Source organism: Zoogloea sp. JDB1, assembly GCF_056724025.1.
The window spans coordinates 2,781,534-2,796,459 of record NZ_CM161496.1; the positions used below are offsets into that span (position 1 = coordinate 2,781,534).

Consider the following 14,926-nt stretch of genomic DNA (forward strand, 5'->3'; position numbering starts at 1 on the left):
CTTCCATGACCGACCGTAAAGCTGCCTACCGCTTCGAAACCCTGCAGGTGCACGCCGGCCAGCAGCCGGCGCCGGGTACCAACGCCCGCGCCGTGCCGATCTACCAGACCACGTCCTACACCTTCGACGACGCCGACCACGGCGCGCGCCTGTTCGCGCTGAAGGAGTTCGGCAACATCTACACCCGCATCATGAACCCCACCACCGACGTCTTCGAACAGCGCATCGCCGCGCTGGAAGGGGGCGTTGCGGCGGTGGCCACTAGTTCCGGTCAGGCCGCCCAGTTCCTGGCCATCACCACCATCGCCCAGGCCGGCGACAACATCGTGTCCACCAGCTACGTGTATGGCGGCACCTACAACCAGTTCAAGGTCACGCTGCCGCGCCTCGGCATCGACGTGAAGTTTGTCGAGGGCGACGACCCCGAGGATTTCCGTCGTGCCATCGACGCTAACACCAAGGCCTTGTACGTGGAGACCATCGGCAACCCGCGCTTCAACATCCCGGATTTCGAGGCGCTGGCGCAGATCGCCCACGAGGCCGGCATCCCGCTGATCGTCGACAACACCTTCGGCGCCGGCGGCTACATTGCCCGGCCGATCGACCACGGTGCGGACATCGTCGTCGAGTCGGCCACCAAGTGGATCGGTGGCCATGGCACGTCCATCGGCGGGGTGATCGTCGATTCCGGCAAGTTCGACTGGGGCAATGGCAAGTTCCCGCTGTTCACCGAGCCGGCGCCGGGCTACCACGGCCTCAATTTCTGGGAAGTCTTCGGCAGCGGCGGCCCCTTCGGCAACATCGCCTTCGCCATCCGTGCCCGTGTCGAAGGCCTGCGCGACATCGGCCCGAGCCTGTCGCCGTTCAACGCCTTCCAGCTGCTGCAGGGTGTCGAGACCCTGTCCCTGCGCGTGCAGCGCCATCTGGAAAACACCCTTGAGCTGGCCCACTGGCTGAAGGCCCATCCGCAGGTAGCGTGGGTCGAATACAACGGCCTGGAAGACAGCCCCTACCACGAGCTGGCCAAAAAGTACCTGCGCAACGGTTTCGGTGCGGTGCTCAACTTCGGTATCAAGGGCGGCGCCAACGCGGCGCGGACCTTCATCGACAACGTGGAGCTGGCCAGTCACCTGGCCAACGTTGGCGATGCCAAGACGCTGGTGATTCACCCGGCGTCCACCACCCACCAGCAGCTGTCGGAAGCCGAGCAGAAGAGCGCCGGCGTACGGCCGGACCTGGTTCGCGTGTCGGTGGGCATCGAGCACATCGAGGACATCAAGGCCGACTTCGACCATGCGCTGCGCCGGGCCGGGCTGGAAGCGGCGGCATGAGCGCTGTGCGCCTGTCCGACCAGACCCGATTGTTCCAGATGGGGGGCGACTTCGCGCTGGAGTCGGGGGAAAGCCTGCCCGGTGCACAGCTCGCCTTCCGGACCTGGGGCCAGCTGTCGGCGCGGGCCGACAATGCGGTCATCGTCTGCCACGCGCTGACCGGTTCGGCGGACGCCGACGAGTGGTGGGCGCCGCTGTTCGGCAAGGGTCGGGCGCTCGATTCGAGCTCCCAGTTCATCGTCTGCAGCAACGTGTTAGGCGGTTGCTACGGTAGCACTGGGCCGACCACGCCAGCACCGGACGGGCGGCCGTGGGGTGCGCGCTTCCCGCGCCTGACCATCCGTGACCAGGTGCGCGCGCAGATCGCGTTGGCCGACGCCCTTGGCATCCGCCGAATCCGTTTCGTGATCGGCGGCTCGATGGGCGGCCTGCAGGCGCTGGAGTGGGCGCTGCTCGATCCGCAGCGGGTTGGCGCAGTGGTGACGATCGCCGCTTCGGCGGCCCATTCGCCTTGGTGCGTGGCGTGGAGCGAAGCCCAGCGCCTGGCGCTGGCGGCCGATCCGAAGTACCGCGACGGCCACTACGATCCGTCCGATCCACCGCTGGCGGGCCTCGTCGCGGCACGGGCGATGGCGATGGTCGGCTACCGCAGCCCGGCGTCGCTGGGCCGGCGCTTCGGGCGCAGCGACGCCGAGGAGATCTTCGGTGCACGCGCCACCGATCCGGATGCGTTGGCCGTGCAGGGCTGGGTGCGCCATCACGGCGACAGCCTGACCCGCCGCTTCGACGCGCACAGCTACCGGGTGCTCCTCGACGCAATGGACACCCACGACATCGGGCGCGGACGGGGTGGCTGCCGGTTGGCGCTGGAGCAGATCCGTCAACCGGTGCTGGTCGGCTCGGTGCCGTCGGATGCGCTGTACGTGCCGGAGGATCAGCTCGCGCTGGTCAGTCAGCTGGCGCGTGCCAGCCTGATCGCCATCGATTCCGAGCATGGCCACGACGGCTTTCTGATCGATGCCGGGCGCTTCGAGCCGGCGATCCGGCGCTTCCTGGCCGAATTTCACTCCGGCGAAGTGCAATCTTTGCTTACGAACAGCCGCCTGCCGAGTCATATTTCGTACATACATTAGGACGAAAATGCGGGCCCCGGCTGGTCCGGCTGTATCACTGGAAAGATCGACATGAGCAATTCTCCCGTTCCCCGCCGCGCTAGCGCGGCAACGCCCCTCCAGGTTGGCAATGCCGTGTTGCGTAGCGCGCTGCTCGGAAACCTGCATGATGCCGGCGTGGCGATCATCCGCTGCGCCGCCGGGCGGGACCGGGAGTCCCTGTTTGCCTCGCCGTCCCTGCACGAGAAGATCGTCGAGTGCCTGGAGGTGATGCGCGTCAGCGCCCGTGACATGCCGGAAGTAGATAAAGATGAGATGGAGCACGTCGATTGGCATGCCTGGGAGACCCTCAACATCGCTGCAGTCGGTTCGCCGCGACAGGGCCGCGAACACCTGTGGCAGATCGTCACCGACCTGGTGCCGACGACCCTCGTCGAGGTCCGCCGCTACCGCCGTGCCTTGCCGGGCTGGTTCGAGATCTGATTTGCGGTTTCCGGCGCCACTGCCCGGAATTCCCCATCGCCTGCTGTAATTCCACCACGGGCTGCTGGATGCGAAACATCCGGCAGCCCGTAGTCCTTTTCGCCAAAGCTTGCGCATAGCTTGCAGAATGTGCCGAAAACCCCTGAAGAAACAGAGCTCCGCCGGGCCTCTCGCGGGTGCGGGCCGAGCCTGGGTATGCTTCTTGCCGAAGCCTGAACATCATTCACTCGATAAGGCCCGCCCGCGGGCCCATGTTCAGGGGGTTTCATGCGCAAGGTCGTACTTCCCGTCATCGGTGTCACCGCCGCCCTGTCTCTCGCCGCCAGCATGCCGGCGGCGGCACAAAGCCTGGAAGGGGCCGTCAAGGCCCTGAGTGCGGCGGACACCCATTCCCTGTCCCTGACCGGAACGGGCCAGTGGTTTCAGTTCGGCCAGGCGCCGAATCCCACGCTGGCCTGGCCGCGTTTCGACATCAGCCGTTACGCCGCCGACTTCAACTACGACAGCGCCAGCGCGCGGGTGCAGATCACCCGCAGCCAGACCATCGAGCCGGGCCGCCTGCGCCCGGCCCCCGTCGAGCAGAAGGTCGACCAGTACGTCAGCGGCGCCCTTGCCTGGAACCTGCCCACCGGCAACGCTGCCAATCCGGCGCCGACGCCACAGCCGACCGCGCTTGCCGAGCGGCTGGCCGAGATCTGGTCCACGCCGCAGGGTTTCCTGCGCGCGGCGCAGGCCAACAACTCCAGAAGCGTGGTCAAGGCCGGCGAGGCCGAGGTGAGCTTCACCGTCGACGGCCATTACCGCTTCGTCGGCATCATCAACGCCGCCAACCAGGTCGTGAAGGTGCGCACCTGGATCGACAGTCCTGTGCTCGGCGACACCCTCGTCGAGACCCGTTTCTTCGGTTACCGCAACTTCGGCAACCTGTATTTCCCGTCCCAGATCGAGCGCGTGCAGGGCGGCTATCCGGTGCTCGACCTGCAGATCAGCGACGTGAAGGCCAACCCGGCCGTCGACTTGCCGGTGCCGGCCGAGGTGGCAAGCGCCAAGCCCGCCACGCCGACGGTGACGGTGACCAAGCTCGCCGAAGGCGTGCTGTACCTGACCGGCGGTACTCACCACAGCGTGGCCATCGAGCAGAAGGATCACGTGGTAGTGGTCGAGGCTCCGCTGAACGAGGAGCGCTCCCAGGCGGTGATCGCCAAGGTCAAGGAGGCCATCCCCGGCAAGCCGATCAAGTTCCTGGTCAACACCCACGCCCACTTCGACCATTCGGGCGGCCTGCGCACCTTCGTCAATGAAGGCGCCACCATCGTCACGCCGGCAGCCAACGTGACCTACTACCGCAAGATCTGGGGGGCGCAGCGCAGCATCAACCCGGACAGTCTGGCCAGGTCCCGCAAGAACGCCCAGTTCGCTGCGGTGGAAGGCAAGCGCGTGCTGACCGACGGCAAGCGTCGCATCGAGATCCACAGCATCGCCGGCAGCGGCCACAGCGACGCCTTCGCGCTGATCTACCTGCCCGCTGAGAGGATCCTCATCGAGGCCGACGCCTACACGCCGACGGCCGCCAACGTGCCGCCGCCGACCAGCCCCAACCCGTACTCGGTGAACCTCTACGACAACATCCGCAAGCTCGGCCTGGACGTGGAGCAGATCGCCGCGCTGCACGGCCCGCGCGTCGTCACGCTGAACGATCTGCGCACCGCCATCGGCCAGGCCAGCGCGTCCCGCTGAGCCCGGTTCGTCGATTCCTGCTGCGGTGAATCCCTGATTAGGAATTCACTGCAGCAGGAATAAGCAAACGAATTTTTCTTGGTTCGCCATTCGAATCTTCGTCTCTAGACTCGGTTTCACTCATCGTTAGTTAATAGGAAGCCCAATGAAATCGCGCATTGCCCGCCGCTCGCTGTTGTCTCTTGCCCTCGTTCTCGGCCTTTCCAGCCTGGCTCACGCCGACGTCACGCTGCTGAACGTTTCCTATGACCCGACCCGTGAGCTCTACCAGGATTACAACGCTGCCTTTGCCAAGTACTGGAAGGCCAAGACCAAGGAAGACGTGACCGTCAAGGCATCCCACGGCGGCTCCGGCAAGCAGGCACGGTCGGTGATCGACGGCCTCGAAGCCGACGTGGTGACTCTGGCCCTGGCCGCCGACATCGACGCCCTCCACGACAACGGCAAGCTGGTGCCGGCCGACTGGCAGAAGCGCCTGCCGCACAATGCGTCGCCCTATACCTCCACCATCGTCTTCCTGGTCCGCAAGGGCAACCCGAAGAAGATCAAGGACTGGAACGACCTGGCCAAGCCCGGCGTCGAGGTGATCACCCCGAACCCGAAGACCTCCGGCGGCGCCCGCTGGAACTACCTGGCCGCCTGGGGCTACGCCCTCAAGCAGCCGGGCGGCACCGACGCTACCGCCAAGGACTTCGTGAAGAAGATCTATGGCAATGTGAAGGTGCTGGACTCCGGTGCCCGTGGCGCGACCACCACCTTTGCCGAGCGCGGTATCGGCGACGTGCTGATCGCCTGGGAAAACGAAGCCTACCTGGCCGTCAAGGAGCTCGGTCCGGACAAGTTCGACATCGTTACCCCGTCCATCTCCATCCTGGCTGAACCGCCGGTCTCCGTGGTCGACAAGGTCGTCGACAAGCGCGGCACCCGCAAGGTCGCCGAGGAGTACCTGAAGTACCTGTACTCGCCGGAAGGCCAGGACATCGCCGGCAAGAACTACTACCGCCCGACCGATGCCAAGGTGGCCGCGAAGTACGCCAAGCAGTTCGCGCCGGTCAAGCTGTTCAAGATCGACGAAGTCTTCGGCGGCTGGACCAAGGCCCAGAAGACCCATTTCGCCGACGGCGGTGTGTTCGACCAGATCAGCATCAAGTAAGAGGCGAGGGCGTTCCGGCCCTCGGGCCGGACGATACCAGAACCACGCCAGGCCCCCAAAGCCTGGCGTTTTTTTCATCGAGGCGCCGCAAGGCCGCCTTTTGCAGGAGCGTTCGCGTGCTGCAAACCACCCTGATCGTTCCCGGACTCAACAACAGCGGCCCTGGCCACTGGCAGACCTGGCTTGAAGAACAACTGCCCGATGTGCGCCGGGTGCGCCACATCGACTGGGATGTCCCCGTGCTGGCCCGCTGGGCCACCGAAGTACGGCGCGAGATCGACGAGGCCGCCGGCGTGGTGTGGCTGGTCGCCCACAGTTACGGCTGCCTGGCTTCCGTCGTGGCGGCGGCGGATCGCCCGGAGCGGGTCGCCGGCCTGTTGCTGGTTGCGCCGCCGGACCCCGACCGCTTCACCGCCTTCGGCCTGCGCGATCCGCGCGACATCACCTGTAGGAGCGGGCTGGCCGAGTGGATCCCGGCTTCGCCGATCGGCGTGCCGAGCATGGTCGTGGCGAGCAGCAACGACCCCTGGGCCAGTATCGAGCAGACGGCCCACTGGGCGGACAGCTGGGGCAGCCTGTTCATCGATGTGGGCCTGGCCGGGCACATCAACATCGAATCGGGGCATGGCCCATGGCCGCAGGGCCTGGTGCTGCTCAATGCGCTGCGCGATTCCTATACCGGCCTGCCGCTCGGCAGCATCGACGATGGAAAGGTCACCAACCGTGGCAAGCGTGGTGCGCTGGCTCGTCTGCGCCATCGCACGCGCTTCAACTGGGACGTGTTCACAGAGTTGTCCCACTGAATACATATAGTCACAACGATGAAATGCTTATTCGATTTGGGTTGCAAACCTACTGAATTATTGTTGGTTCGCTGCCCAAGTCGGTGGGCGTAGTGTGCTTCGCAATGCAGCAAAGACATTCACCTATTCAAACCGATTGATCCAAGGAGATTTCCCATGTCGAAATGGTACGCGGACAACGCCCAGTCCATCGGCCACACCCCGCTGATCAAGCTCAACCGCATCACTGACGGCGCTCCTGCCACAGTGCTGGCCAAGATCGAGGGGCGCAACCCGGCTTATTCGGTGAAGTGCCGCATCGGCGCGGCGCTGGTGGCGGATGCCGAGAAGCGCGGCCTGCTCGGCCCCGGCAAGGAACTGGTCGAGCCGACCAGCGGCAACACCGGCATCGCGCTGGCCTTCGTCGCCGCCGCCAAAGGTATTCCGCTGACGCTGACCATGCCCGAGACCATGAGCATCGAGCGCCGCAAGCTGCTCACCGCCTACGGGGCCAAGCTGGTGCTGACCGAGGGCGCCAAGGGTATGAGCGGGGCGGTGGCCAAGGCCGAGGAGATCGCAGCCTCCGATCCGGACAAGTACGTGCTGCTGCAGCAGTTCAAGAACCCTGCCAATCCGGCCATCCATGAAAGCACCACAGGCCCCGAGATCTGGGACGACACCGACGGCGCGGTGGACATTTTCGTGTCCGGCGTCGGTACCGGCGGCACCATCACCGGCGTCAGCCGCTATATCAAGCAGGGCCGTGGCAAGGCCATCCAGTCGGTGGCCGTCGAGCCGTCGGCCAGCCCGATCCTGACCCAGGCCCGTGCCGGCGAGCCGCTCAAGCCCGGCCCGCACAAGATCCAGGGCATCGGCGCCGGCTTTGTGCCGGGCGTGCTCGACCTGTCGCTGGTGGATGCGGTGGAACAGGTCAGCAACGAAGAGGCGGTGGACTACGCTCGCCGCCTGGCCCGCGAGGAGGGCATCCTGTCCGGTATTTCCAGCGGTGCTGCCGTTGCCGCGGCGGTGCGCCTGGCCAAGCTGCCGGAGAACGAGGGCAAGACCATCGTCGTGATCCTGCCCGATTCGGGCGAGCGTTACCTGAGTTCGGTGCTGTTCGAAGGCGTCTTCGACGCTGCAGGCCTGCCGGCATGAATTTGCGCGAGCCCGTGAGCACTTACGACGAATCCGTGGCGGCCGAACACTGGGACCTGGGCGCGGTGGTCGGTGGCCTACGGGCCGTGCGCGACCGCTGGCGCGAGGCCCAGGGTCGTAGCCGCGAGGCGGGCGGCCGCGAGTTCCCGTCGCGGGATGCACTGGCCGTGGTGGTCGGGCAGCTGTGCGGGGCGCTCTTTCCGATGCGCCTCGGCCCGGCCGACCTGCGCCAGGAGAGCGAGGACTTCTACGTCGGCCATACGCTGGACGCGGCGCTGAACGGGCTGCTCGAACAGGTTCGTCTCGAACTGGCCTATCAGGCCCGCCATGGGGATGTGGACGAGCAGACGATCCGCCGTCAGGCCATCCAGGCGGTCCGCGAGTTCGCAGCGACGCTGCCGTCCACCCGGGCCCTGCTCGACACCGACGTGGAGGCCGCCTTCCTCGGCGATCCGGCGGCCCGCAGCGTGGACGAAGTGGTGTTGTGCTACCCGGGCATCCTGGCAGTCATCCATCACCGCATCGCCCATCGCCTGTACCGCCTCGGCGTCCCGCTGATCGCGCGCATCGTTGCCGAGCTGGCTCACTCGGCCACCGGCATCGACATCCACCCGGGCGCCGCGATCGGCCACAGCTTCTTCATCGATCACGGCACTGGCGTGGTGATCGGCGAGACGGCGGTGATCGGCAACCGCGTCCGCCTGTACCAGGCCGTGACCCTCGGCGCCAAGCGTTTTCCGGTGGGGGCCGACGGCAGCCTCGAGAAGGGGATGCCGCGCCATCCGGTCATCGAGGACGATGTGGTGATCTACGCCGGAGCGACGATCCTCGGCCGCATCACCATCGGTGAGGGCTCCAGCATCGGCGGCAACGTATGGCTGACCCACAGCGTACCGCCGGGCAGCCATATCACCCAGGCCGGTCTGCAGCATGCGCTCGCCGGCCAGGAGCGGCCCGCCCCATGGCCGCGCTGAATCGCCGCTTCGGACTGGCCGTCCGCCAGTTGCGGGAGGCGCGGGGCTGGTCCCAGGAGGTCTTTGCCGACCGGGCCGGCCTCAGCCGTTCCTACGCCGGCGAAGTCGAGCGGGGCAACGCAGTACCGTCCTTGGCGACAGTGCTCAAGGTGGCTTTCGCCTTCGGCATCAGCGCCTCGACGCTGATCGAGCATTCCGAAAAGGCTGAAATCCGCCGCCCCTGAACCCCAGGGGCAGGTGGATCGCCAGCCATCTCTACAGAAGAACAAACTCATGAACTTGCGCAAGACTCTTCTGGCTGCCAGCCTGGTGGCTGCGGCGTGGCCTTTTGCCGCGTCAGCCACCAACGGCTATTTCTCTCATGGTTACGGCGTGCGCGCCCAGGGTGTCGCCGGTGTTTCCATCGCCTTGCCGCAGGACGGCCTTGCCGCCGCGGCCAACCCGGCGGGCACGGCGCTGGTTGGCGACCGCCTTGACCTTGGCGTGTCCCTGTTCCGTCCCGATCGCGGTGCGTCCATCCGCGGTAATGGATACGGTGCCAACGGTGATTTCAGCGGCAACGACAACAGCAACTTCCTGATTCCCGAATTCGGCTACACCCGTCAGTTGTCGCCCAACCTGGGCTGGGGCGTGGCGGTGTATGGCAATGGCGGCATGAATACCGACTACGGTCGCAATCCCTTCGGTGCCTTCGGTTCCAGCGGCCGCGCCGGTGTCGACTTGTCCCAGCTGTTCATTACCCCCTCCCTTGCCTACAGGCTGACGCCCAGTCATTCGATTGGCGCCGCGGTGACTTTTGCCTACCAGCGTTTTGCTGCCCGCGGGCTGGGGGCATTCGACAATCCGGTGATCTCGTCCAACCCGGGGTCAGTGACCGATCGTGGCCATGACAGCGCCACCGGCGTCGGCATCAAATTGGGCTGGATCGGCGAGGTGCTGCCGACCGTCAAGCTCGGGGCGAACTGGTCGTCGCGCATTGAAACGGGCGAGCTCGGCCGTTACAAGGGGCTGTTCGAGGGAGGCGGCAGTTTCGACGTGCCGGCCAACTATGGCGTGGGTGTGGCCTGGCAGGCCTTGCCTGCGCTAACGCTGGCGGCGGACTGGCAGCGCATCGAGTACAGCAGCGTGAAGGCGGTGGGCAACCCGCTATCGGTGCTGTTCAGTGGTGGCCAGCTGGGTGCCGACAATGGTGCCGGCTTCGGCTGGCGGGACGTGTCCACCGTGAAGCTCGGTGCGATCTACAAGGCGGACGATCGCCTGACCCTGCGAGCGGGCGTTAGCCGCAACCAGCAGGCGGTGCCGAACAAGCGGACGTTTGTTAACATCCTCGCCCCCGGCGTGGTGCGTAATCACTACAGCCTCGGCGCCAGCTTCAAGAGCACGCCCGGTGGCGAGTGGAGCGTGGCTTACACCCGAGTGCCCAAGACCACGGTGTCCGGCTCGGGCTCCATTCCAGCCAGCTTCGGCGGTGGGGAGGCAGATCTGCGCATGAGCCAGGACGTGCTGACGGTTGGCTATTCCTGGGCGCTTTGAGGTCGGCGAGGCCGGCGTTTCCTTCGGGTTTGTCGGATCATCGATCAATGCACGCGTTATGGGTGAGAGCAGTCACCCTCACTGGGGCATGTCATCGGCTCAACAAGAAAGCGGGTTGCATGCCCCAATGTAGGAAAGGTATCCAATGAGTATTGCCTGGCAGGCCTTCACGCCGTGCTCTGCACTCGGAGGCGGGGTCCTGATCGGGCTGGCCGCCACCGCTTTGTTGCTGGTCAATGGTCGGATTGCTGGAATCAGCGGCATTCTGGCCGGTTTGTTGCGGGCGCCAGGCGATCGAGCCTGGCGTTTCGTTTTTTTGGTGGGCTTGTTGCTGGCGCCGCTGGTGCTGCACGTCTTTGCCCCCGGCATCGGCGTCCCGTCGGCTGTGGTGGATGCGCCGGATGCACGCTTCCTGATGCTGGCGGGCCTGCTGGTTGGGGCTGGCACCCGCCTTGCCAACGGCTGCACCAGCGGTCATGGGGTATGTGGCCTTGCGCGTCTGTCGCTGCGTTCGCTGGCGGCCGTGGCGGTCTTCATGGGCACGGCAATCGTGGTGGTTTTCGTGTTGCGCCATGGTCTGGTGGGAGCGGCAGCATGAGTGTTTCGCAGATGAATGAACGTGCCTCGCTTGTAGTGGCAGCGCCGGCTACGGCGGGCACCCGTGCGCTAGGGCTGATTGGCGCGCTGGCGTCCGGCCTCTTGTTCGGTATCGGTCTGCTGCTGTCCGGCATGACCGATCCGGCCAAGGTGCTGGGCTTTCTGGACATCTTCGGTGCCTGGGATCCGTCGCTGGCCTTGGTGATGGTCGGCGGTATCGCTGCTGCGCGGGTTGGCGTGATGCTCGTCGCCCGCCGTGGGGCCACCTTGTCCGGGCTGCCGGTGTGCCTGCCGCCAAAGCGGGCCATCGACGCCCACCTGATTGTCGGCAGTGCGTTGTTCGGCACCGGTTGGGGCCTAGCCGGCTACTGTCCGGGGCCGGCCGTGGTGTCCCTGGGCTTCGGTTCTTCGTCAGCGCTGGCGCTGGTGATCGGGATGCTGGTGGGCTTGTGGATCGTCCCTCATTCCGGCCCGCGGCGATAAGCAAAGCACTTTTAATTGGTTCGTTTTCCGGCTGGCCTTAGCAACACTTGGAGCCACCTCAAGCCGGATCACGAACCCATGAACACCGAAACCGATCGTCTTGCGCACTGGCTGGTCAGTGGGCTCGAACTGGACACCACGGTCTTCCACGTGGGCCAGTATTGCGGGCCGTGGCGGGCGTCTACAGCCGGCCGGGAGAAGGCCAGCTTTCATCTTGTGCTGCGCGGCCAGTCCTACCTGCACCTCGACGGCCAGGCGCCGATCATTCTTGGCGAGCGGGAAGGCGTCTTCCTGCTGCGCGACATTTCCCATTGTCTGACGCCCGAGCCCGACGCGGGGCCGGCCTTCCAGGCCCGCGACATGCGGCCGATGACGCCGCCACTGGCCGGTGCCTGCGGGCTGGCCTGCGGTTTCTTCCAGTTCCGCGGCCTGCTCGGCGAGCTATTCCGCGGCGCCTTTCCCGACTATGTGCTGATCCGTGCCGATTCCGCCGCGCTGAAGGCGGTGGCGCCGCTGTTCGACCTGATCCTCGCCGAGGCGGAGCGGGGCGAGGGGGCACCGTCGCCCTTGATCGAGCGGCTCACCGAGCTGCTGTTCTTCTACGTGATCCGCGAGGTGGCGCGCCGCGACGACGTGGCCGCCGGCCTGCTGGCGGTGGCGCGCCGGCCGGAGTTTGCGCCGCTGCTTGACGACCTGCTGCGCGAGCCCGGCAAGCCCTGGTCCATCGAGGACATGGCCCGCGTGGCGCGCATGTCGCGGGCCAGCTTCTGCCGCCATTTCGTCGAGGCCAGCGGCCAGCCGCCGGCCCAGTTCCTGCTGCAGGTGCGCATGAAGATCGCCGCGCGTCGGCTGCAGGGCGGCGACAGCGTGCTGCGCGCGGCCGAGCACGTCGGCTATTACTCCCAGGCGGCCTTCACGCGTGCCTTCAAGAAAGTGATCGGCGAGCAGCCGGGGGCTTTCCAGCGTGCCCGCCGCAATTCGCTGCCGCACGCCCACCGTTAGACGAAAGAGCAAAAAGCCGCGACGTTCGTGCATAGAGGGTGGCCCGCCCGATCGGGAGAATGGCCCCATCACGAACCATGCTGTGGAGATTTTCATGACCCGCCTGACCGTCCATACCCCTGCCACTGCACCGGAGGGCAGCCGCGCCTTCATCGACACGGTGATCACCAACAACGGCTTCCTGCCTAACCTGATCGGCGTGCTGGCCAATGCGCCAGCGGCCCTCGAAACCTACCTGACTGTGTCTGGCATCAACGCCCGCGCCAGCCTCAGCTTGGCCGAGCGGGAAGTGGTGCAGATCACCGCCGCCAGCGTGCACGGCTGCGACTTCTGCGTCGCCGGGCACACCGCCATCGCCCTCAAGAAGGCCGGTCTCGAGCGGGATCTGGTGCGTGCGCTGCAGGAGCGGGCGAGCACCGGCAACGCCCGTTTCGACGCGCTGGTGGCCTTTACCCGCGCGGTGATCCTGACCCGAGGCAACGTGGGCAAGGGCGAGCTGGCCGACTTCCTGGCCGTCGGCTTCGGCGAGCAGCAGGTGCTGGAGGTGATCCTCGGCGTCAGCCTGGCGACCCTGTGCAACTTCGCCAACAACCTGGCCGGCACCGGCATCAACCCCGAGCTGCAGGCTTACCGTCCGGGAGCGCTGGAAGCATGACGCGGACGAACCGCAATCAGGGTGACGCGCTGGCCTGGGTGGCCGCCCATGCGGCATCCCTCGACCGGGACGCCAGCCACGCCGACCAAGTGGTGCCGGTGCTCGGCGCCGCCGGTTTCTTCCGTATCGGCGTGCCGGTTGAATTGGGCGGTAGCGGTGGTGCCACGTGGGATGCCGTCGAGGCCATCGCCCGCGTCGCCGAACGGTCGCTGACCGCCGCCTTCGTCTTCTGGGGACAGCGCTGCTTCATCGGCTACCTGCTCGACAGCGACAACGCGGCGCTGCGCGAGCGCGTTCTGCCGGCGCTGTTGAGCGGTGAGCTGGCCGGCGCGACCGGCCTGTCCAATGCCATGAAGTACCTGTCGGGCATCGAGAGCCTGTCTGTCGCGGCGACGCCGGTGGCTGACGGCTGGCAGCTCGACGGCCGCCTGCCGTGGGTCACCAACCTGCGCCGCAGCGGCTACGTGGTGGCAGCGGCGGTGGAGCGGACCGACGGCCAGCCGCCGGCGGTGGTGGCCCTGTTCCACGACACGCCCGGCGCGGTGCGCAGCGACGATCTGGAACTGCTGGCCCTGCGCGGCAGCAACACCGCGGCCATCGACATCCGTGGCGTGGCGTTCGGGGTCGGCGAACTGATCGCCGCCGACGCGCGCGCTTTCCTGCCGCGGGTGCGGCCGGCCTTCCTGAGCCTGCAGTGCGGCATGTCCATCGGCCTCGCGCGGGCCAGCCTGGCGGCGTCGAAGGCCAGCGGCAGTGCGGCCCGGGCAGGTCTGCAGGCACGCATCGACCGCATCGAAACCGATCTGGTGGATGCCATCGCGATGCTGCGCAGTGGCCTCGCCGACGGCAGCTTCGCCACCCAGGCGGCGCCGCTGTTCCGCATCCGCATCCGGCTGGCCGGCATCGTCCGCGAGGCGGCCGATCTGGAACTGGACGCTACCGGCGGCCGCGCCTACCTGCTGGCGACCACCGGCGACTTCGCCCGGCGCTGGCTGGAGGCCGCTTTCGTGCCGGTCGTCACGCCGAGCCTGACCCAGCTGCACGGCGAGCTGGAACGCCACGCTGCCCTGAGGGCCGCATGAACAGCCCGCTGGCGGAAGCTGAGATCGCCAAAGCCGGCTGCGCGCCGGCGGTGCTGGAGGGGCGTGGCCTTTCCTATTCCCATGCGGGCATCGGCACCATCTTCGACGGCGTCTCGCTGACGGTGCGCCGGCGCGAGATCGTCGCGCTGCTGGGCAGCAGCGGCTGCGGCAAGTCCACGCTGCTTCGCGTGCTGGCCGGCCTCGAAAAGCCGGCGGCGGGGGAGGTGCGCTTCCTTGGCGAGGCGCTGGCCGAACCCCATCCGCGCAGCGCGCTGGTGTTCCAGCAGCCGAGCCTGCTGCCGTGGCTGAACCTGGCCGGCAACGTCGGCTTCGGCCTCGATTTCGCGCACCAGCCAAAAGCTGCCAAGGCCGAGCTGGCCGAGCGCGTGGCCGCCGCCATCGATGCGGTGGGCTTGGCCGGCCGCGAGGCGGCCTATCCGTCCCAGCTCTCCGGCGGCATGGCCCAGCGTGCGGCGCTGGCCCGTGCGCTGGCGCGCCAGCCGGAACTGCTGTTCGCCGACGAACCTTTCTCGGCGCTGGACGCGATCACCCGCGCCGAGATGCAGGCGCTGCTGGTGGACGTGGTGCACCGCTGGCATTCCGCGGTGCTGCTGGTCACCCACGACATCGACGAAGCCATCCTGGTGGCCGACCGCATCGTGCTGATGGGAGGCCGTCCGGGCCGGCTGGTGCAGGAATGGGTGGTGGACATCCCGCGCCCGCGGGAGGATTTCCCCGAGGCCGTCTCCGTGCTGCGCCTGGCTATCCTCGCGGCGCTACGCCACAGCAGCCAGTAAGACCGCAGCGCAAGCCCGCATTCAACCGCATTCAATCGAACTCGCACCGG

At 66.8% G+C, this 14,926-nt stretch carries 16 protein-coding genes; all 16 read left to right on the forward strand.

The annotated features are described in order from the left end of the window. Positions 1–5 precede the first annotated feature (5 nt). The 16 genes from AC1PPK_RS12390 to AC1PPK_RS12465 all read left to right on the forward strand — a co-directional run bounded on the left by AC1PPK_RS12390 (position 6) and on the right by AC1PPK_RS12465 (position 14,876). Complete coding sequence (locus AC1PPK_RS12390) at positions 6–1,331, forward strand: O-acetylhomoserine aminocarboxypropyltransferase/cysteine synthase family protein (protein WP_481118114.1); 1,326 nt, start codon at positions 6–8, stop codon at positions 1,329–1,331. Next, positions 1,328–2,464 (forward strand): homoserine O-acetyltransferase MetX, encoded by a 1,137-nt coding sequence (gene metX / locus AC1PPK_RS12395; protein ID WP_481118115.1) that lies wholly within the window; start codon positions 1,328–1,330, stop codon positions 2,462–2,464. The genes AC1PPK_RS12390 and metX overlap by 4 nt, the downstream gene beginning before the upstream one ends. 51 nt (positions 2,465–2,515) lie before the next feature. Beyond that, on the forward strand, positions 2,516–2,926 hold the full coding sequence (locus tag AC1PPK_RS12400; protein WP_481118116.1) for a hypothetical protein: 411 nt from the start codon (positions 2,516–2,518) through the stop codon (positions 2,924–2,926). Between the two features lie 267 nt (positions 2,927–3,193). Beyond that, positions 3,194–4,663, forward strand: a complete 1,470-nt coding sequence (locus AC1PPK_RS12405; protein WP_481118117.1) for an MBL fold metallo-hydrolase — start codon at positions 3,194–3,196, stop codon at positions 4,661–4,663. Between the two features lie 145 nt (positions 4,664–4,808). Then, positions 4,809–5,816 (forward strand): sulfate ABC transporter substrate-binding protein, encoded by a 1,008-nt coding sequence (locus AC1PPK_RS12410; RefSeq protein ID WP_481118118.1) that lies wholly within the window; start codon positions 4,809–4,811, stop codon positions 5,814–5,816. A 116-nt stretch (positions 5,817–5,932) separates the two neighbouring features. After that, the gene (locus AC1PPK_RS12415) at positions 5,933–6,619 is read left to right on the forward strand and encodes an RBBP9/YdeN family alpha/beta hydrolase (protein ID WP_481118119.1); all 687 of its coding nucleotides are present in this window, start codon (positions 5,933–5,935) and stop codon (positions 6,617–6,619) included. A gap of 156 nt (positions 6,620–6,775) precedes the next feature. Continuing rightward, entirely contained in the window at positions 6,776–7,753 is a 978-nt protein-coding gene (gene cysK, locus AC1PPK_RS12420; RefSeq protein ID WP_481118120.1) for a cysteine synthase A, read from the forward strand. A gap of 14 nt (positions 7,754–7,767) precedes the next feature. Beyond that, the gene (gene epsC / locus AC1PPK_RS12425; RefSeq protein WP_481118121.1) at positions 7,768–8,727 is read left to right on the forward strand and encodes a serine O-acetyltransferase EpsC; all 960 of its coding nucleotides are present in this window, start codon (positions 7,768–7,770) and stop codon (positions 8,725–8,727) included. Then, positions 8,715–8,951 (forward strand): helix-turn-helix domain-containing protein, encoded by a 237-nt coding sequence (locus AC1PPK_RS12430; RefSeq protein ID WP_481118122.1) that lies wholly within the window; start codon positions 8,715–8,717, stop codon positions 8,949–8,951. Before epsC ends, AC1PPK_RS12430 begins: the two co-directional genes overlap by 13 nt. Positions 8,952–9,000: 49 nt before the next feature. Then, complete coding sequence (locus AC1PPK_RS12435) at positions 9,001–10,260, forward strand: OmpP1/FadL family transporter (protein ID WP_481118123.1); 1,260 nt, start codon at positions 9,001–9,003, stop codon at positions 10,258–10,260. Positions 10,261–10,405: 145 nt separating this feature from the next. Then, positions 10,406–10,858, forward strand: coding sequence for a YeeE/YedE family protein (locus AC1PPK_RS12440; protein WP_481118124.1), 453 nt, complete (start codon positions 10,406–10,408; stop codon positions 10,856–10,858). Positions 10,859–10,869: 11 nt separating this feature from the next. Continuing rightward, positions 10,870–11,340 carry a DUF6691 family protein gene (locus AC1PPK_RS12445; RefSeq protein ID WP_481118125.1) on the forward strand — a complete coding sequence of 157 codons (471 nt, stop codon included), beginning with the start codon at positions 10,870–10,872 and terminating at the stop codon, positions 11,338–11,340. 78 nt (positions 11,341–11,418) lie between these two features. After that, positions 11,419–12,342 (forward strand): AraC family transcriptional regulator, encoded by a 924-nt coding sequence (locus AC1PPK_RS12450; protein ID WP_481118126.1) that lies wholly within the window; start codon positions 11,419–11,421, stop codon positions 12,340–12,342. Positions 12,343–12,436: 94 nt separating this feature from the next. Further along, entirely contained in the window at positions 12,437–12,997 is a 561-nt protein-coding gene (locus tag AC1PPK_RS12455; protein WP_481118127.1) for a carboxymuconolactone decarboxylase family protein, read from the forward strand. After that, complete coding sequence (locus AC1PPK_RS12460; protein ID WP_481118128.1) at positions 12,994–14,079, forward strand: acyl-CoA dehydrogenase family protein; 1,086 nt, start codon at positions 12,994–12,996, stop codon at positions 14,077–14,079. The genes AC1PPK_RS12455 and AC1PPK_RS12460 overlap by 4 nt, the downstream gene beginning before the upstream one ends. Next, positions 14,076–14,876, forward strand: coding sequence for an ABC transporter ATP-binding protein (locus AC1PPK_RS12465; RefSeq protein ID WP_481118129.1), 801 nt, complete (start codon positions 14,076–14,078; stop codon positions 14,874–14,876). The genes AC1PPK_RS12460 and AC1PPK_RS12465 overlap by 4 nt, the downstream gene beginning before the upstream one ends. The last annotated feature ends 50 nt before the right edge of the window (positions 14,877–14,926 follow it).